Origin of the sequence: Amycolatopsis orientalis, assembly GCF_000943515.2 — a bacterium.
Classification (GTDB): domain Bacteria; phylum Actinomycetota; class Actinomycetes; order Mycobacteriales; family Pseudonocardiaceae; genus Amycolatopsis; species Amycolatopsis orientalis.
This window is the reverse complement of record NZ_CP016174.1, coordinates 8,361,298-8,380,022: the sequence shown is the minus strand read 5'-3', so window position 1 is coordinate 8,380,022 and position 18,725 is coordinate 8,361,298. Positions and strand designations below refer to the sequence as shown.

Genomic DNA, 18,725 nt, shown 5'->3' with positions numbered 1-18,725 from the left:
TTCAGTGGTGGCGTCGCAGCGCGACGCGGGGCAGGAAGAGGGAAGCGACGAGGCCGATCACGAGGGCGGGGACCATCACCCAGAACACGCCGTTGAGCGCGGAGGCGTAGCCGGCGGGACTGTCGGTGCCGAACGCACTCGTGAACACCGCGCCGAAAACGGTCAGCCCGGCCGTGGTGCCGAGGGAGCGCAGGAAGCCGACGGTCGCCGAAACGGCGCCGAGGTCGGTCCGGGCCACGTTCTGCTGAGCGGCCATGGAGAGCACCTGGATGTTGAGCCCGGCGGCGATGCCGAATACGACGAGGTAGGCGACGACGAGCGGCAACGGCGTCTTTTCGTCCATTGTGGACATGGCGAGCGCGGCGGCGAGGCCGAGCGTCATGCTGAGGATCGGAGCCCAGCGATAAGCGCCGGTCTTGGCGATGATCCGGCCCGCGACCATCGACGACGCGGCGACCGCGAGCGTCATCGGCAGGAGCAGGAGCCCGGCTTCGGACGGTCCGGCACCACCCGCGGTCTGCAGGAAGAGCGCCAGGTAGTTGACCGAACCCAGGAAGACGAATCCGGCGGCGGCACTGGCCAGGACGCTCAGGCTGAACATCCTGGCGCGGAACAGCCGGAGCGGGATGACCGGCGCGGCGGCCCGGCGCTCGATGGCCAGGAAGGCGACGAGCAGCACCGCGCCGATCGACGCGGAGAGCGGCGTCGCCAGGGTGAGACCGACGATCGCACCGGACAGGACGACGATGCCCGCGAAGTCGAACGGTGCGGCCGTCCGGCGTCGTTCGAGCTGGAGGAAACGCGCGACGGCGCCGAGTGCGACCAGGCCGATCGGCACGTTGACCAGGAAGATCGAACGCCAGCCGGCCAGGTCGGTCAGCACACCGCCGACAACCGGGCCCGCCAGCGAGGAGCCGGCGAAACAGAGCGAGAACCAGGCGAAATAGCGGGCGCCTTCGCGGCCGGGGAACAGTTCGCCGATGATCGCGGCGACTGTGACGAACAGGCCGCCGGAGCCGACGCCCTGCAGGACGCGGGCGGCGATCAGCAGCGGCATCGTCGGTGCGAGCGCGCAGGCGAGGGAGCCGAGGACGAACAGGGCGATCGCGGCGAGAACGACGCGTTTACGGCCGAAGAGGTCGCCGAGCTTCCCGTAGACCGGCGCGCTGACGCTGCCGGCCAGCAGATAGGCGGTGGTGACCCAGGCGAACGACGTGGCGCCGCCGAGTTCGCCGACCATCCGAGGCAGGGCGGTCGCGACGACCTGGGCGTCGAGCATTCCCAGGAACACGGCGGCGAAGAGCCCGACGAGGGCAAGGGTGTGGTGGACGCGCGGAGGCGCGCCGAGAGCGGTGCTCAAGAAAGAGATCCATTCACTGGAAGAAACGAGGGAACGCGAGGGACGCAGAGCACTGCTTTCGAAAGCAGCCCCTGGATCCCCGCCAAGACGGGAAAAGGCTCAACCGTCATCCGAACCGGATGCGGTCCTCTTCGCGCTTGGCGATCACCTCGAATTCGTCCCGCTCGACCGTACGAACCCGGCCGGCGTCATCAGTGAAGGAACGTTGACGTGGATGACTCTAGACAATCACATGCACTTTGACAAGTACTTAGCGGAGCGGGATGACGTCCTCGTCCGGCTCGTCGCTGTCGCGGCGGCGTTTGCCCAGCTCATCCGGGAAGACCCACTTCTTGAAACCCCAGAAGCGGAAAAACATCGCCAGGAGCATGCCGATGATCGACCCGCTCGTGAAGTCCGCGAACTCCTGCACGAACCGCGTCACGTGCGGCACTTCGAGATCGAAGATGTACCGGGAGGTGTACAGCGGGATCAGGTTGACCACCACGGCGATCCCGCTGATCACGAAGAAGAGCGCCGCCTCGTGGTGCCGCTCGCGGCCGCCGCGGGTCCGGAAGGACCACTCGCGGTTGAGGATGTACGACACGATCGTCGCGACGATGATCGCGATCGCCTTCGCCGTGGTCGGCTTCGACTCGAGCACGCTGAGCTTCAGCAGGTACCAGACCCCGTTGTCGACCAGGAACGTCGTGCCGCCGACGATCCCGAACTTCAGCAGCTCGCGGTGCTTGATCAGCACGGAGCGGAACGGCTCGGGCGTCCGGGAAAGGACGGATTCGACCACGGTCACCCGACCAGTCTAATTCGGGTCGGTCCTCGAATGGGCTCGCAGGGCATATCCGGAGCGTTATATGACGCTTTGGGCGATTCATTGAGCCGGGTGTGCCGCCCGGGGGAGCAAGGGACCTTTGCTATCGCTTTGGCGGGTCAGGCGGCCTTGTCGCCGCGGTCGTCCGAAGAGGGACGCCCGCCGCCCCGCAGCAGCCGCGGTCGCGCACCTGCCTCCGGGAACACCCACTTCTTGAACGACCACCAGCGGAAGGCCGTGCCGAGAAGCGTGCCGATGAGCACACCGCTCACGAAATCAGCGATCTCCTGTGTCAGCAGCCCGACGTGCGGCTGCTCCAGGCCGAGCACGTAGCGCGAAACCAGCTGCGGAAGCGCGTTGAGCCCCAGCGCGATCGCGCTGAGCAGGAAGAAGAGCGCCGCTTCGTGGGCCCGCTCACGGCCGCCGCGGGTGCGAAAGGACCATTCGCGGTTCGCCACGTAGGAGAAGACGGTCGCCACCAGGACGCCGATCATCAGGGCGGTCACCGGTTTGTCGGTCAGCACGGTGAACTTCAGCCCGTAGGTGATCGTCATCGTGATGACGAAACTCGCACCCCCGACCACGGCGAAACGCAACAGTTCCCGGTGTTTCGCCAGCATGAGGGCACGCTACTAAAAGAGGCCCCCGAAGACCCCGTCGGGCTCCACGGTCGGCTTCGACTTACCCGGCCGAGGCGGTGCGCTCGTGGTCGCGGGCGGCGGGGCCGGCTCCTGCTTCGCCGGCTCCGAAGGCGTCGCGGACGGCGAAGGCTTCTTCGACGGAGCAGGCCAACCAGGCCGCCCCGGCTTCGTCGTCTCCGAAGTGGCCGGAGGCTTCGAAGTGATCGAAGGCAGCGAAGGCGGAGTGGTCGGCGGAAGCAGCGCGTGGTCGTCACACCAATGGTGCCAGCAGCCGAAGTAGACCGGCACCGGCTTCGCCTTGGCGACGCCGAGGGTGGCGTTCACCGTCACCGGCAGGTTGTCCGCCGGGCGTCCCTTCAACCGGACCCACAGGCTCACCTGACGCCCCGGGGTCAGCGAGCCGCGCGAAGTGCACGACGCGCCTTCGCCGGTCGGGTGGCACGGGATTCCGTACACGCTCCAGGAGCTGAGTACGCGATGGTCGAGAGTGATCGTCACCGGCTTCGTCGTCTTGCCGGTGTTCTTCACGCGGATCATCACCAGCGGGTTGCGGTTCCAGGGGAACGCGGACAGCCCGTCGCTCTCGGCGCTCAGGGTGAGGTCGTCCGGCGGCGGCTTCACGGTGACCTTCACCGCGACCGACACCTTGATCTGCGTGCCCGCCGTCACCGAACCGGTCACCATGCTGCCCGCTTCGGCCGTCGCGTCGGCACGCAGCCGGAACGTCAGCACCGCGGACTGCCCCGGTTCGAGGCCGGTGCCGGTCTTGCAGGTCACCGTTCCGCTGCCGCCGGGGCAGCTCACCGCGATCGGGGCGGGCGCCGCCTGCTGCCGGACGTCGGTGACGCCGCTCGCGCGACCACCGCCGACGGGGACGGCCCGCACGCCCTTGGGCAGGTTCAGCGTGACCGCCACGGGTTCGGACTTCGAGCCACCGTCGTTACGCACGGTGATCGGCAGGTTGGCGTCCTCGCCGGGTTCGAGCTGGATACCGCCGGACGGGGTCGACGCCGTCATCACCGGGGGCGCGGGGATCGCCGGCGACGAGGCGGGAGGCTCGGCGGGCGGCGGGGTCTCCGCGGGTGGCTGGGCCGGAGGCGCCGCGGGCGGCTGGGCCGGAGGCGCCGCGGGCGGCTGGGCCGGAGGTTGGGGCTGCGGCTGCGCGGGCGGAGGCACGGGCGGCGCCGGAGGGACCGCCGGGGGCGCGGGCGGGGGAGCGGCGGGCGCCGGTGCCGCGGCGGGCGGGGCGACGGCCGCGGCGGCGGGGATCTCCTGGGTGCCGCCCCCGGCGGCGAGAGCCACCGCGACGGCGGCGACGATGGCCGCGCTCGATCCGGCCACTCCGGCGAACTGGCGCGGTCCGGCCGCGGCGGCACCGGCCGCCGCCCCCGACCCCGATCCGGCCGCGGCGGCCGTCGCGGCCGCGGTGACCGCGCCCGCCTTGCCCGCCCCGGCGGTGGCCAGGTAGCCGAGCGCCGCGCCACCGAGCACGATCGGCGCGATGATGCCGCGCAGACCGCCGTTGATGTCGGCCAGCTCCGCGGCCAGCGCACGGCATTTCTCGCATTCGTCCAGGTGGTTCTCCACCTGGGCCCGTTCGCGTTTGGACAGCCCGTCACGGGTCCACGCGCCGAGTTTGTCCGCACTCGCGCGGCAGCGTTCGCCGGAGTTCTCGGCCAGGTGGACCTGCAGGTACGCCTGCCGCAGGCCTTCACGCGCCCGGTAGGCGAGCGCGGAGACGCCGTTCGCGGTCAGCCCCAGCAGCGGCGCGACCTCGGCGGGGCTCTGTCCCTCGATCTCGGTGTGCCACAGCACCGCCTGCCACCGTTCGGGCAGCCGGGTGAACGCCTTCGCGGCGAGCGTGCGCTCAAGCCCGGCGACGGCGGTGTCGGAGAAGGGGACCGTCAGCGCTTCGCCGACGGCACCGCCGACGTCGGACATGTCCTCGTTCAGGTCGACACGCTTGTCCTTGCGCGTCTTGTCGTAGGCGGTGTGGCGGAGCGCCGTCAGCAGGTACGCGCGGAAAGCTGTTTCGGGGCCCTTGCCGCCGCGCAGCGTGTCCAGCACCTTCGCGAAGGCCTCCGAAACGAGGTCGTCGGCTTCGGAACTCGACCGGGCGAGCTGGCGGGCGAGGTTGTGCGCCGCGCCGGCGTGACGTTCGTAAAGGGTTCCGTAAGACGCGATCTTCCCGTCACGCACCTCGGCGATCAGCTCGGCGTCACTCTTACCGGTGAGATCGGCGGGAACGGTGGACACGGGACTCCTTCACTGCAGGTTGGGCGGCTCTACTCATCTTCGACGCCCGAACAAGGTCAGTGTGACGGACAGGGCGACGTACGTCACCTCGCGGTCCCGCCGATGACCCGGAGGGCCCAACAGCTTCACCCGCCATGGGTTACCGAAGAGTTCGGAAAGATCCTTGGAAAACGCCGTCACGCCCGCCTCGGACCGGCGTCCCCACCGTGAAGCGATCGCAAGATCGAAAAGATCAGGACGGAAGGGGCGGTGGCCTGTGGACGTACCGGCGACCGGTGCGCCGTCCGGGGGACCCGACGGGCAAGCCGCCTGGAACCGGTTCGAACGAGATCGCTCTCTCCGCGCCCTGCGGGCTCGCTGGCGGACCGCCAGCCTGGCTTCGGGCTGGCGTTTCCCCAGTGACTGGGGCCTCCCCGAGGTCGACGCCGTCTGCGCGGCGGTGATCAAGAACGGCCGGGTGGTGACCGCCGACGTGGCGGAAACCGCGCTCGCGGGCTTGGGTCGCGCACGTGCCGCGGCGGGTGCCGGGCTGGCCGAGACGCTGGCGGATCTCGCGGCGTTGCACGCGGTGCTCGCCGACCCGGACGCGGTGGACGGATTCATCGCACCGGACGTCGACTCGACGCCGTCCCGGTTACTCCGGGTGACGGCGTTGGCATGGGCGGACGTCGCGACCGATCAGCTCGTGAACACGGAGGTCACCGAACCTCTCACGGGGCTGCCCACCGCCGCGTACCTGAGGACCCGGCTGAGTGAGCTGTACCGGCAGGCCCGCCGTGACGAGCGGCCGGTCGCGGAGGCGCACACCCTGCTGGTGGTCGCGATGGACTTCAGTTCGGTCGCGGGCTGGCCCCGGCTGACCGGGATGATCCTGGTGGCGGACGCGCTGAGGCACGTGTTCGACGGCGGCGAGAGCGTCGCTTCGCTCGGGCCGTCCATCGCGGGCGCGCTGGTGCCGAAGGACGTGAGGCTCGCTTCGTCCGGCGTCGCGTTGCGAAGGGCGCTCAACGAACGGCTTTCGGTCGACGCCCAGCTGTGTGACACCGGCCGTCCGCGGATTTCGGCCGTCCGGCTTCCGGCGACTTACGACCAGGCCTGCGATCTGCTCACCTCGCTCGCCCGTTCCTAGCGGGCTACCGTAAGACGTTCTCCTGGTCACGGCGACCCTGTCGACGTGCGACGACCCGGTTCATGATTTCCTGGTTCCGTGACCCGGACTGTTTCCGCCGATCCGAACGGCGACGTTTCGGCGAGCCGACCGCAGCATCGTCTCTCGTTGCGCAAGTCGCTCGCCCGCTTGTCCGTCCGGCCGAGATCGATCCTGATCCTTTCGGTGATTCCGCTGGTCGCGATCGGTTTCGGCATCTGGGGCTGGCAACACGAATGGGTGCTCGGCGTGGACAGCGCGGTTTATCGCGCCGGCGCCGAGACCCTGCTGAACGGCGATCCGCTGTACGACGCCAACACACTTCCGGTGGAACCGTGGTGGGCGCTGCTGCCGTTCACCTATCCGCCGACGGCCGCCCTGCTGTTCGTCCCGCTCGCGCTGGTCCCGACCCAGGTCGCCTGGGGCCTGCTGACCGCGGTCTCGCTGCTCGCCCTCGCGCTGTGCGTCCGGATCGCCATCGGCGCGCTGCCGAAGCCCTCGGCCGACGGCCCCCGCTGGTGGGCCTCGCCCGCCCGCTCGACGATCGCGTTCTTCCTGGTGTTCCTCGGCCTCGAGCCGGTGTGGCGCACGATCTTCCTGGGGCAGATCAACCTGATCCTGATGGCGCTGGTGATGCTCGACATCCTCGTCATCGGCGCCCGGGGCAGCCGCTGGGGCGGGGTGCTGGTCGGCGTCGCGGCCGCGGTGAAGCTGACCCCGATCGTCTTCCTGGGGCACCTGTTCATCACCGGCCGCCGGATGGACGCCGTCCGCGGCCTCATCACGTTCGTCGTGATGCAGGGCCTGATGTTCCTGATCATCCCGCACGACGCGGCGCGGTACTGGACCTACACGCTGCCCGACACCGGGCGTATCGGCCCGGTGCACTGGGCGGGCAACCAGTCGCTGAACGCGCTGATGAACCGCTTCACCGAACTCGCGCCCTGGGCGTCGAAGGCGGCGATGGGGATCGGCGCGCTGCTCGCGATCCCGGCGATCTGGCTGGTGCTGCGCTTCCACCGCAAGGGCCAGGCGCTCGCGGCGATGCTGGTGACGGCGTTCTGGATCCTGCTGATCTCGCCGATCTCCTGGACGCACCACTGGGTCTGGGTGGCGCCGCTGGTCGTGCTGCTGGTGTCGCGCCTGCCGCAGACCACGCCCGCCACCGCGTGGAAACGCTGGCTCGGCACCTTCGCGGTGTTCTTCGTCTTCATCAGCTGCGTGCTGCTGATCCTGCCGAACGGCCGCAACGTCGAGCTGCACTGGAAGGTGTGGCAGAACATCCTCGGCAGCGCGTACATCTTCATGCCGCTGGTGCTGGCGCTCGCGCTCGCCGGGCGGTGGTGGCTCCTGCGGAGGAAGCGGCATTCGGCGTCGGGGGGCAACGCTGTGGGGGACAACGACGAGCATGCTGAAATCGCGACCGGCGGCTGAACCCCGCGTCGTCGGGATCGCGCTGGCGGGTGCGCTCGCCCTGGCGATGCTCGTGCTGGGCGTCGTCGCGTGGCTCGGCGAATGGCACCTCGGCGCGGACAGCGCCGTCTACCGCGCCGGCGCGCTCACCCTGCTGAAGGGCGAACCGCTCTACACTCGCGAGGCGCTGACGACGCTGCCGCCGTGGGTGCTGCTGCCGTTCACCTACACCCCGGCCGCGGCCCCGCTGTTCCTGCCGCTGGCGATCGTGCCGGCCGGCCTGACCTGGGGCGTCGTCGGCGCGCTCTCGCTGGTCTGCCTCAGCGTCGTGATCTCCGCCGTCGCCCGCGCCTGCGGTGCCCCGATCACCCGGTGGTGGGTGCTGCCGCTGGCCACGGCGGGCGCGCTGGCCTTGGAGCCGGTCTGGAAAACGCTCTTCCTCGGGCAGATCAACCTCATCCTGATGGCGTTGATCGTCCTCGACGTCCTGGTGCTTTCGGCGCGCGGTTCGCGCTGGGCCGGGGTGCTGATCGGGATCTCGGCGGCGATCAAGCTGACGCCGCTGATCTTCGTGCCGCATCTGCTGTTCACCGGCCGCTGGAAGGACGCGCTGCGGGCGCTCGGCACGTTCGTCGTGCTCGAAGCCGTGATGTTCGCGGTGATCCCCGGCGACGCCGTCCGGTTCTGGACCGAGTCGGCCACCGATCCCAGCCGGGTCGGCTCCGTGCACTGGATCTTCAATCAGTCACTCAACGGGCTGGTGAACCGCGCTTCGGAACTCGCGCCCTGGTCGCTGACGGTGGCCATCGCGATCGCCGCGGTCCTGGCCGTCCCCGCGGTCTGGCTGGTCGTGCGCCTGCACCGCAGCGGTGACCCGGTCGGCGCGCTGCTGGTGACCGCGTTCTACGGACTGTTGCTCTCGCCGGTGTCCTGGTCCCATCACTGGGTGTGGACGGTGCCGCTGCTCGTCCTGCTCGTCGTCCGCCGATCGTGGGTTCCGGCCGCGGGTGCCGCGGCGCTGTTCGTGAGCGGCGTGATCATGTTCGTGCCCAACGGCGGGGACACCGAGTTCGGCTGGGGGCTGGGCTGGTCGCTGCTCGGCAACGTCTACGTCCTCGCGGCTGCGACGGCCATCACAGGGCTGGCCGTCCGGGAGCTGCGGCGCGGGTCCGCCCAGGTCGTGGCGGTGGCGGCCAAGTAATCTCATCCGCGGCATCGGCTTTTTCGGAGCGGGAGAGTGCGGCAGTAGTGGACAAGCGAACCGGTCTTCCGATCGTCGGCATGGTGGGCGGCGGGCAGCTGGCCAGGATGACCCACCAGGCGGCGATCTCCCTCGGCCAGTCCCTGCGTGTGCTGGCGGCCGGGGAGAACGAATCCGCCGGCCTCGTCGCGGGCGAGGTCGTGCACGGGCATCACACGGACCTCGAAGCGCTGCGCTCGTTCGCCGCCGGGGTCGACGTGCTGACCTTCGACCACGAGCACGTCCCCGGCGAGCACCTGCTGACGCTCGCGATGGAAGGCGTCACCATCCGGCCCGATCCGGCCGCACTGTCGATGGCGCAGAACAAGCTCGTCATGCGCGAGATGATGGCCGGACTCGAGATCCCCGGCCCCGATTTCGCCGAAGTGTCCTCTGTGGACGATGTGATCTCCTTCGGTGACAAGCACTCCTGGCCGGTCGTGCTCAAAGCGGCGCAGGGCGGCTACGACGGCCGCGGCGTCTGGATGCTCGACACCGCGCAGCACGCGCGCGAGACCGTCCCCGAACTGCTCGACGCCGGAACCCCTTTGCTGGTCGAGGAAAAGGTCGTCATGCGGCGCGAACTCTCCGCGCTGGTGGCGAGGTCCCCGTTCGGGCAGGGCGCGGCGTGGCCGGTGGTGGAGACCGTGCAGTCCGGCGGGATCAACACCGAGGTGCTCGCGCCCGCGCCGGGGCTGAGTTCCGCGCGCACGCAGGAGGCGCAGGATCTCGCGCTGCGGATCGCCGCGACGCTGAACGTGACCGGCCTGCTCGCCGTCGAGCTGTTCGAGACCGACGAAGGCCTGCTGGTCAACGAACTCGCCATGCGCCCGCACAACTCGGGACACTGGACGCAGGACGGCTCGAAGACGTCGCAGTTCGAGCAGCATCTGCGTGCCGTGCTCGATTATCCGCTCGGGGTGACCGATCTGATCGCCCCCGCCTGCGTGATGGCGAACGTCCTCGGTGCCCCCGAAGCGCCCGAAATGGGACCGGACGAGCGGCTGCATCACCTGTTCGCGCGGTACCCGGACGTCCGCGTTCACCTGTACGGCAAGGGAGAGCGTCCCGGCCGCAAACTCGGCCACGTCAATTTCGTGGGCGAACGCATGGAGGAGTTGCGCGACCGCGCGCTGCTCTCCGCGCACTGGCTTTCCCACGCCGTCTGGCTCGACGGCTACGAGATTCACTAGGAGTGTGAGCATGGCGCCGCAGGTGGGCGTGATCATGGGCAGCGACTCGGACTGGCCGACGATGGAGGCGGCCGGGCAGGCGCTGGCCGAGTTCGACGTCGAATACGAGGTCGGCGTCTACTCGGCGCACCGCACTCCGCAGCGGATGCTCGACTACGCGACGTCGGCCGCTTCGCGCGGCGTGCGCGTGATCATCGCGGGTGCCGGCGGTGCCGCGCACCTGCCGGGCATGGTCGCGTCGGCGACGGTGCTGCCGGTGATCGGCGTGCCGGTGCCGCTGAAGTACCTCGACGGCATGGACTCGCTGCTGTCGATCGTGCAGATGCCGGCCGGGGTCCCGGTCGCGACGGTTTCCGTTGGCGGAGCACGGAACGCCGGTCTGCTCGCGGTGCGGATCCTCGCCGCTTCCGACGAGGGACTGCAGGCGAAGATGGCCCGGTTCCAGGCGGATCTCGAGCAACTGGTGCTCGACAAGGACGCGGCCCTGCGCAAACGCGTCGAAGGCTGACGCGTTTCGTCCTCTGGATGCGATAGTTCGAGGTCGAATCACCGCATCCAGAGGACGAAACGCGGGAGATTCAGTCGGCGAGTTGCTTCCGCAGTTCCCGCTTCAGCACCTTCCCGGCGGCCGACACCGGGATCTGGTCGACGAAATGGACCGCCCGCAGTCGTTTGTACGGCAGCACCCGGGCGCCCACCGCCTCCATGAGCTGCTCCGCCGTGACGTTCTCGTCGCTGCGGACCACGAACGCGACCGGCAGTTCACCGACCTCGGTGTCCGGTTTGCCGACGACGGCCGCCGCTGCGACACCGGGCAGGGTGATCAGCAACTCTTCGAGTTCGCGGGGAAAGACGTTGTATCCCTTGTACAGCAGCATGTCCTTCTTACGGTCCACAATAGACAGGTAGCCGTCCTCGTCGAGGACGCCGATGTCGCCGGTGTGCAGCCAGCCGTCGACGAGCGCGGCCGCGGTCTCCTCCGGGCGGTTGCGATAGCCGGTCATCACCTGCGGCCCGCGTATGCACACCTCGCCGCGTTCCCCGGCGGGTAAGGAATCTTCGCCGCCTTCGGCAGGGACGATCTTGATTTCGGTGTCCGGCAACGGAAGGCCGACCGAGCCGACCTTCCGCGTACCGGAACGGTGGGACGGCGCGATGACCGCGCCCATGGTGACCTCGGTGAGGCCGTAGCCCTCGGTGATGATCACGCCGGGGAAGCGGTTCTGCAGCGCGCGGATCATCTCGTGGTTCATCGGCGCCGCGCCGGAGCCGATGGTCAGCACCGACGACAGATCGGCCGTGTGGAACGCCGGGCAGGCGAGCAGCGCCGCGAACAGCGCGGGCGCGCCGCCGATGGTGGTGACCCGCAGCATCTCGGCGTCCGCCACGTACGCGGCCGGGTCGAAGCGGTCGTGCAGGACGATCGTGCCGCCGTCGAGCAGGGGGACGTTGAGCGCGGCGATGGTGCCCATCGCGTGGAACCACGGCGTCAGGTTGAGGGCGATTCCCGTGCCGATCCGGGCGGGCCACTCCTCCGGGCCGCCGAGCTGCTCGACGATCACCTCTCCCGAACCGTCGACCGCCGGGACCGCGCCCAGTCGCCAGCAGGAACTCTGCAGGCTGTTGACCACGACGTTCCGATGCGGCAGGCAAACGCCTTTCGACAGACCCGTCGTACCGCCGGTGTACGCCAGATGGGCCAGATCGCGATAGATGTCGATCTCCACGTCCGGTCGCTCGTCCGGGTGATCGGCGTAGAACTTCGTGAACTCGACTTCGTCCTCGCCCGCTGTCCCGGGTGGGTGCACGACGATGCTCAGCCGTACCGACGTCCGCTCACGGATCGAAGCGAGCACACGCGCGACGGGACCGACGGTGACGGCCGCGACCGCACCGGCGTCGGCGAGCTGGAAGGCGAGGTCCTCCGGCGGGAGCAGGGGATTCGCCGGGGTGAAGGTGGCGCCCGCGAGCAGCGTTCCGTAGTACGCGACCGGGTACGCCAGGCAGTTCGGCAAATGGAGCGCGACGACGTCGCCCCGGCCGATGCCCTCGGCGCGCAGCGCGTTCGCGAACCTGCAGGCCGAGCTGAACGTTTCGGCGAAGGTGAGGCTCTGGTCTCCGTGGGCGAAGGCCGTACGGGAGCCCCAGCGAGCAGCGGCGCCGGCGAGAATCGAGCCGACCGGGACCTCGGGATAGTCGAGCGACCTGGGAAGCTGAGTGAGCTGCATCACCCGAACGTACGGACTTTGCGGCCAAAGACACAAGCGCTCGCGATGTCGCACGATGTGAACGAGCGCTAACATCGGTCAAACTCCCATTCGCGGTTACGAAGAGGTGACGAAGGTGTCTGACGGCCCGGGTCTGTACCAGCTTGCCGAGGAGCACGAAGAGCTGCGGGCCGCGGTCCGTGCGCTGGCTGAGAAGGAGATCGAGCCGTACGCGGCCGAGGTCGACGAGAACGAGCGCTACCCGATCGAGGCGTACAACGCACTGGTCAAGTCGGGTTTCAACGCCGTCCACATCGGCGAGGCCTACGACGGCCAGGGCGCGGACGCCATCGGCGCCTGCATCGTGATCGAAGAGGTCGCGCGCGTCGACGCGTCGGCGTCGCTCATCCCGGCGGTCAACAAGCTGGGCACCCAGCCGATCATTCTTTCGGCGTCGGAAGACCTCAAGAAGCTCGTTCTGCCGTCGATCGCCTCCGGTGAGACTTCGGCGTCGTACGCCCTTTCGGAGCGCGAAGCCGGCTCGGACACCGCGTCGATGCGCACCCGCGCGAAGCTCGACGGCGATCACTGGGTGCTGAACGGCACCAAGTGCTGGATCACCAACGCGGGTGAATCGTCCTGGTACACCGTGATGGCGGTGACCGACCCCAACGCCGAGAAGAAGGCCAACGGCATCTCCGCGTTCGTCGTGCACAAGGACGACCCCGGCTTCACCGTCGGCTCGAAGGAGCGGAAACTCGGCATCAAGGGCTCGCCGACCCGCGAGATCCACTTCGAGAACTGCACCATCCCGGCCGACCGCATCATCGGCGAGCCCGGCACCGGCCTGAAGACCGCGCTGCGCACCCTCGACCACACCCGCCCGACCATCGGCGCGCAGGCGCTGGGCATCGCGCAGGGCGCCCTCGACGCGTCGATCGCGTACGTCAAGGAGCGCAAGCAGTTCGGCAAGTCGATCTCGGAGTTCCAGGGCGTCCAGTTCATGCTGGCCGACATGGGCATCAAGATCGAGGCCGCCCGCAACCTCGTCTACGCCTCCGCCGCGGCGACCGAGCGCGGCGACAAGCGCGGCGGCTACATGGCCGCGGCCGCGAAGGCGTACGCGTCGGACATCGCGATGTCGGTGACGACGGACGCCGTGCAGCTCTTCGGTGGCGCGGGCTACACGCGCGACTTCCCAGTGGAGCGCATGATGCGTGACGCGAAGATCACGCAGATCTACGAAGGCACCAACCAGATCCAGCGCATGGTCATGGCTCGCGCCCTGCTCAAGGGCTGATTTGATCTTGATCCGGTAGTTCGGGCGGCTCTGGCTGCTCATGATCAGGCCGCCTCCAGGCCGTCATGGGCATCAGGCCGCCCGAACACCGCGTCGATCGCCTGCCGAGCCCGCTCGTGGCTCGACGGGACGAGGTGCGTGTAAGTCCGCAGGGTGAACCCGGCATCGGAGTGGCCGAGGTACTCGGCGAGTTCCTTGATCGACACGGCGCGAGACAGCAGCGTCGAGGCGAAGAAGTGCCGCAGCGCGTGCATGCCGTCCGCCCGGCCACGGTAGGCGATCTCCGCCGCCCTGAACGCGCCCTGCCACACGACCTTTGTGAACAGGTCTCCGGTGTAGAGCCGCCCGTCTTCCCCCGTCATCAGGAGCCGGACCGTCACGGGTTCGCCGTCTGGCTTCCGCCAGGGAAGTGTAACCGCGACGGACGGGAACCGGTCCTCATGGTCGTCGATCTCGGCGAGCATGGCGGGGGAGAGTGGCACAGTTCGAGTCTTCCCGCCCTTGGGCGGCGCGAACATCATCACGCCCTTGACGGTCTTGATCTGTCGTTGAACGCGGACGACCATCGCGTCCCGGTCGACGTCGTCCGGCGAGAACCCAAGAATCTCCCCTTGCCGCAGACCCAGCCCGGAGCCCAGCGGCACGGCGATGCGGAACCGTTCGGCGAGCCCCTTCCGCACCTTGTGCACTCGCTCCTCCGGCCACACGACCACCGGCGGGCTTTCGCCAACAGGTCGGCGAACCGTCTTGGCATGACAGGGGTTCTCTCGAATCAGCCTGTCGTCCACCGCTGAGTCCAGCACGCCGGCCACGATGGTGAACAGGACGACCTGATAGTTGGAGGAGAGCCCCCGTTCGTCCATGTCGCCCACCCAGTCACGGATGGTGGACGGCTTGATCTGGCCGAATTTCAGATGCCCGAAGGTTGGGTAGATCTGGCTTTCCAGGCGGCTACGCAGAATCTCGCGGGTGGCCGGGTCGGGTGAGGTGGCCTTGAGCCAGTTCTCGCCCTGCTTACGAAAGACCTTTAACGACGCCCGCGGATCGATGTACTTGTCTTCTCGCTTGTCTGCCTCCACACCGATGAGAAAGTTCTCGGCGCGCTTCTTTTGCTTGTCCGGGAAGGACTTCGAGCGCTCTTCGTTGTCGGGGTCGAGGTAGCGGACCTTGTACCGCATGCCGATGCCGTACAGCTCGGTCTTTTCGAGCACGGGCTTGCCCCGCCCGTTGAGGATGACCTTTCCGGTCTCCTCGTCACGGGCGGGGCGATACCAGCGATCTTGAATGTGTCCCATCAGGCCGCCGCCTCGTCTGTGCTCCAGGCGCGGACCTTGGTCGGGTCGTACCGCAGATGACGGCCGATCTTGCGGACTGGCGGGCCTTCACCGAGCCATTTCCACTGGTAGAGCGTCTTGACCGGTACCCCGAGGTAGGCCGAGACGTCTTCGACCGACCAGAGCCGGTCCACCTTGCTCACGTTGTCCATGTCGTCCCCCTCAGGCTGCTAGTGGAGTTGCCGAAAGATCTGGCGGGTCTTGTGCGGCGAGTAGCGCTCTGTCGTACTCGGCCTTCCATGTGATGCGTTCGGAGATCGCGTGCATCACCAGGTGGTCCCGAGGTGGCACGGACGGATCGCCGGAGTCGACCTTGCGCCACACCAGCCGAGCCGGATCAGGCGCAGGCTTCTCGATCCCGACCGCCGCCAGCGCCTCCAGGACGAACGCCTTTCGATCGGCCTTATGGTCGACGAGCGTCTTCCCCGACCACTTGCGCGACACCAGCACTCGACGCCCCGGCAGGCCGAGGGTGGTTCGCCGATGAGCCCGCCCCTTGCAGTGCCCCGGAGTCGTCTTTCCGTTGGCGCCCTTGGGATTGATCCCGTACAGCAACCAGACCGCGCAGCGAGGCGAGCAGGGTGTCACTGACAGTTCCGCGTGCAGCCGGTCGTGGTGATCGCGTTGCCGCACGGTGTCTGCCTCGACCACCTCACCGGTGGATTTGGTGAGGTATTTGGTCAGGTAGCCGATGTGTCGTCCGGCTTCTTCGGAGCCGCCGAGGATGCCCTTGGAGTGGACCTGGCGTCCGAAGGTGACCACGTGTGCCGGGTCTTCCACGGCTTCGACAGCGTCGTCCCAGTCGGTCAGTGGTTCGCGGGTGTCGGGGTCGACGAACACTCGGCGGTCGCCGTCCCAGAGCGGCATCCGATCGACGTAGACGACCTGGTCATGGTTGGGCCACCAGACCTGGTGATAGGTCGCTTCGGTGACTTGGCGGATCACGTCATGCGGGACCGATCCCCGAACAGCCGCGTGCAAGTGCGGAGCTGCCCGCCGTTGAGGCTCCACGGTCGCGAAGTACTGCGCGTCCCAGCCGACCACGCGCCGCAGGTTCTGCCACCACCGATCGACCAGGGCGGAGAAGTGCACGGCGTCCCGAGCCGCCCGCCGGTAGTCATAGGTCGCTGGGACGACGGGAGCGCCGTCGGAGCGGACCGGGCCGTAGGTGTCGCAGGTGAGCGTGACGAACATCGACGGCCGGAACCGCCCCGCGTACTCCCGGCCCACGGTGGTCTTGGCGACCTTCCGGCGAGGGAGGTTCGGCGCGTCCTGCCGCCTCTTGGTCGACCGCTTCACCGCCTTCTTTGCGGGCAGGTCGATCGACGGAAGGCGGCCCCGCATCCCGAGTTGCCGAAGTTCCTCATCGACACTCTGGATCTCCTCCCGCAGTTCCTCGGCTTCCTCTTGGTCCGTCTGTTGCCGGTAAGCGGCGACGAGATCAGCCCGGAACGCCAGCAACTCCGTCTGGACCTCGGAAGGCGGTTCCGGGGTGAAGTCCGGTTCGGTGTCGATGTGCCAGCCCTCACGGCACTGAACCTGCCGCAGCGCCTTCGCCTTCCGAGCACACGGCAGGCACACCGATTCGACCGTCGAGCCGCAGGGAACGGGGACGTAGCGAAGTTCTCCGGTGTCGGTGTCGCCGACCTCCATCGTGAACGGCCGGACACAGACTCCGTGCTTCTCAGCGGTCGCTTTCACCACGTCCGACGCCAGGGGTTCCCGCATCCGAGCGGCCCGGGTTTTGGCCGGCATGGTCACCGCGGATTCGTGGGTGCTCATTAGGCGGCCACCTCCCCGGGGCTGTTCCACTGCCGCAGTACGAACACCGGCATTTCCTGCCGCATCCCCGCAGGCAGGTCCGGGAAGGTCGCTTCGTCGAACCAGACGCCGCCGTAGACCACCACGGGGATGCCGCAGGGAGTCCGGCCGCTGAGTTCCAGGTGCACCGACCCGCCACCCTCAGGACGCCACAGCGAGGCCGTCACGTCGTCGAGCGAGGCAGCCCAGGTGAGCAGCCCACGGGCTACGTCCTCCAGGCGGTCGGAGTCGAGTTGCACCGTGATCGGATCAGGACCCACCCCAACCCGCACGGACGCGGCCGGAGGCAGAGCGAACGAGTCCAGGTGGTCGCGGATCGCGTCGAGGAACACCATTAGCCGGTTCATGCCGCCCTCCCTTCGGAGAGTCCAACCACGTGAGTGCCACAGTTGGTCACGTAGGTCTCCAGGGCCTTGATCTCCTCGTCGGCGACCCATCCGGCCCGGACGCGCAGGGGCTCACGGACGCCTTCGCCCCAGACGTAGCCGACACCGGCTTCGGAATCACCGATCCGGTTCGCCCACGCCCCGCGCTCGTAAGCGCCGTCGCCGAGGACCATCCCGACATGCGTCTTCGAGGTCACCCGCAGACAGACCCGGCGCGGGAACAGCTCACGAACCGGGACGGTGTCCTTGGTGGGTTCCTGGACGTAGCCGCGCACCGTGATCCCCAAGGCCCTGCCCTGCGTGGTGAGGAGCGCGACCTTTTCCACGATCGCGTCACGGGTCTTGCGGTCGGTGTACTTGGTCAGCGCGCCGATCTCGTCGAACTCCAGAACCTCCAGCGGATGCTCGACGCTGATCGGGATCATCCGCACGCGTCCGGCGAACTCGTGCTTGCGGGCTTCCATCTCCTCAAGCAGGCCGTCGAGGAGTTCGAGCGCCTGCTTGCCGGTCACCGCGTACCGGGCGAAGATCCCGCGTCCGTAGGCGAGTTCCATCCCCTTGGGATCGATGCCGGACACCCGGACCACACCGGACCGGATCGCGGGTGCGGCCGACACCAGCGGGCACCACATGACCGAGTTCTTGCCCGATCCGGTCGCGCCAGCGGTCAGGCAGTGCGCGCCCGAGCCGACCAGCGGAACCCGCCAGTCCGAGCCGTACTCCGTGGTCCCGGACCACACATGACGCAGATCCACGCCGAGCCCATCGGGGGACACCAGGTCAGGAACCGGCAGGGAGGTCACCGCGGATTTGAGTAGGTCACGGCGCTGGAAGTCGATGGAGACCACGTTGGGCTCCAACTCCCGCACCTGGCACCGCTTGACCTTGCGCGCCACAGCCAGCGCCCGCGCGGCTTCGTCGAAGTCCTCGGGCTTCTGCCCCGGAACGAGCTGCACTCGCACCTCATCCCACGACGGACCCGACCGGACCTTCAGCACCTTCGGCACCTGCACAGCGCGAGAGGCTGAAGCGGCCTTGCGGGAGAGCAAACGTCGACGGCCGACCAGGTTCACCGTCACTTCCACCGGCAGCGTCTCGTCCCGGATGCTCAGCCCGCAGGTGTGCAGCCAGGCCGGGAGCTTGCGCGCGTAGACCGCCCAGCGCATCCACCAGGACCGCAGGAACCGGCCGCAGTGCTGGTCATAGGACATCACGTTGATCAGACGCCACGACGTCAGCACGACGACGACCGAGCCCGTCACGATCGCCAGTGACAGCCACCCGAGGTACTGCCACCACGCCATGAACGCCACCACGGCTAGGCTGGTCCGCCAGCGCGTGATGACTTGCTTTCCCAGACACATCAACGATTTCAGCAGCCACCAGAGGGCGATGAACACCAGTGCGGCCGCCGCCAAGACTTCCAAAATCGAGGCGAGAGCACGACCGATCTTGTGCAGCAGCCAAACGGCCACACCGAGCACTCCACCGCCGATGAGAAGAAAGCCGATCCCGTTCATCGGCGACCACCGCCGGTCAGGTCCAGCGGAAGCATTCCCCGGCAGGGAGCACATTCGGTCTCACCGGGCAGGAGCTTCGCGAACCGCTTACAGACCGTG

At 68.4% G+C, this 18,725-nt stretch carries 16 protein-coding genes; 6 read left to right on the top strand and 10 right to left on the bottom strand.

Annotated features, from left to right (window positions below; translation table 11 throughout):
- Position 1 precedes the first annotated feature (1 nt).
- The 4 genes from SD37_RS36375 to SD37_RS36360 all read right to left on the bottom strand — a co-directional run bounded on the left by SD37_RS36375 (position 2) and on the right by SD37_RS36360 (position 5,065).
- Positions 2–1,360 (bottom strand): MDR family MFS transporter, encoded by a 1,359-nt coding sequence (locus tag SD37_RS36375; RefSeq protein ID WP_044854552.1) that lies wholly within the window; start codon positions 1,358–1,360, stop codon positions 2–4.
- Between the two features lie 250 nt (positions 1,361–1,610).
- Positions 1,611–2,150, bottom strand: coding sequence for a GtrA family protein (locus tag SD37_RS36370; protein ID WP_037316076.1), 540 nt, complete (start codon positions 2,148–2,150; stop codon positions 1,611–1,613).
- A gap of 137 nt (positions 2,151–2,287) precedes the next feature.
- Positions 2,288–2,788, bottom strand: coding sequence for a GtrA family protein (locus SD37_RS36365; protein WP_044854553.1), 501 nt, complete (start codon positions 2,786–2,788; stop codon positions 2,288–2,290).
- Between the two features lie 12 nt (positions 2,789–2,800).
- Positions 2,801–5,065 carry a sigma-70 family RNA polymerase sigma factor gene (locus SD37_RS36360; protein WP_044854554.1) on the bottom strand — a complete coding sequence of 755 codons (2,265 nt, stop codon included), beginning with the start codon at positions 5,063–5,065 and terminating at the stop codon, positions 2,801–2,803.
- A gap of 256 nt (positions 5,066–5,321) precedes the next feature.
- Between SD37_RS36360 and SD37_RS36355 the strand changes: the two genes are divergently transcribed.
- The 5 genes from SD37_RS36355 (at position 5,322) to purE (ending at position 10,566) form a co-directional block, all read left to right on the top strand.
- On the top strand, positions 5,322–6,194 hold the full coding sequence (locus tag SD37_RS36355; protein WP_044854555.1) for a hypothetical protein: 873 nt from the start codon (positions 5,322–5,324) through the stop codon (positions 6,192–6,194).
- A 78-nt stretch (positions 6,195–6,272) separates the two neighbouring features.
- Positions 6,273–7,646 carry a glycosyltransferase 87 family protein gene (locus SD37_RS36350; protein ID WP_044854763.1) on the top strand — a complete coding sequence of 458 codons (1,374 nt, stop codon included), beginning with the start codon at positions 6,273–6,275 and terminating at the stop codon, positions 7,644–7,646.
- Entirely contained in the window at positions 7,621–8,826 is a 1,206-nt protein-coding gene (locus SD37_RS36345) for a glycosyltransferase 87 family protein (protein ID WP_044854556.1), read from the top strand. Before SD37_RS36350 ends, SD37_RS36345 begins: the two co-directional genes overlap by 26 nt.
- A 47-nt stretch (positions 8,827–8,873) precedes the next feature.
- The gene (locus SD37_RS36340; protein ID WP_044854557.1) at positions 8,874–10,058 is read left to right on the top strand and encodes a 5-(carboxyamino)imidazole ribonucleotide synthase; all 1,185 of its coding nucleotides are present in this window, start codon (positions 8,874–8,876) and stop codon (positions 10,056–10,058) included.
- Between the two features lie 10 nt (positions 10,059–10,068).
- Entirely contained in the window at positions 10,069–10,566 is a 498-nt protein-coding gene (purE, locus tag SD37_RS36335) for a 5-(carboxyamino)imidazole ribonucleotide mutase (RefSeq protein WP_044854558.1), read from the top strand.
- 70 nt (positions 10,567–10,636) lie between these two features.
- Here the strand turns inward: purE and SD37_RS36330 are convergent, their stop codons facing one another.
- On the bottom strand, positions 10,637–12,286 hold the full coding sequence (locus SD37_RS36330; protein ID WP_044854559.1) for a class I adenylate-forming enzyme family protein: 1,650 nt from the start codon (positions 12,284–12,286) through the stop codon (positions 10,637–10,639).
- Positions 12,287–12,392: 106 nt separating this feature from the next.
- On the opposite strand from SD37_RS36330, the gene SD37_RS36325 reads away from it, so the two are divergent.
- Positions 12,393–13,565 carry an acyl-CoA dehydrogenase family protein gene (locus SD37_RS36325; RefSeq protein ID WP_007031887.1) on the top strand — a complete coding sequence of 391 codons (1,173 nt, stop codon included), beginning with the start codon at positions 12,393–12,395 and terminating at the stop codon, positions 13,563–13,565.
- A gap of 44 nt (positions 13,566–13,609) precedes the next feature.
- Here the strand turns inward: SD37_RS36325 and SD37_RS36320 are convergent, their stop codons facing one another.
- From SD37_RS36320 to SD37_RS36300, 5 genes are read right to left on the bottom strand one after another with little or no spacing between them, the layout of a single operon-like run.
- Positions 13,610–14,860: a tyrosine-type recombinase/integrase gene (locus SD37_RS36320; protein ID WP_044854560.1), complete on the bottom strand. Its 1,251-nt coding sequence runs from the start codon at positions 14,858–14,860 to the stop codon at positions 13,610–13,612.
- Complete coding sequence (locus SD37_RS36315) at positions 14,860–15,051, bottom strand: helix-turn-helix transcriptional regulator (RefSeq protein ID WP_044854561.1); 192 nt, start codon at positions 15,049–15,051, stop codon at positions 14,860–14,862. Before SD37_RS36315 ends, SD37_RS36320 begins: the two co-directional genes overlap by 1 nt.
- A 10-nt stretch (positions 15,052–15,061) precedes the next feature.
- The gene (locus SD37_RS36310; RefSeq protein ID WP_044854562.1) at positions 15,062–16,681 is read right to left on the bottom strand and encodes a replication initiator; all 1,620 of its coding nucleotides are present in this window, start codon (positions 16,679–16,681) and stop codon (positions 15,062–15,064) included.
- The gene (locus SD37_RS36305; RefSeq protein ID WP_044854563.1) at positions 16,681–17,067 is read right to left on the bottom strand and encodes a hypothetical protein; all 387 of its coding nucleotides are present in this window, start codon (positions 17,065–17,067) and stop codon (positions 16,681–16,683) included. The genes SD37_RS36310 and SD37_RS36305 overlap by 1 nt, the downstream gene beginning before the upstream one ends.
- Positions 17,064–18,626 carry an FtsK/SpoIIIE domain-containing protein gene (locus SD37_RS36300; RefSeq protein WP_044854564.1) on the bottom strand — a complete coding sequence of 521 codons (1,563 nt, stop codon included), beginning with the start codon at positions 18,624–18,626 and terminating at the stop codon, positions 17,064–17,066. Before SD37_RS36300 ends, SD37_RS36305 begins: the two co-directional genes overlap by 4 nt.
- Between the last annotated feature and the right edge of the window lie 99 nt (positions 18,627–18,725).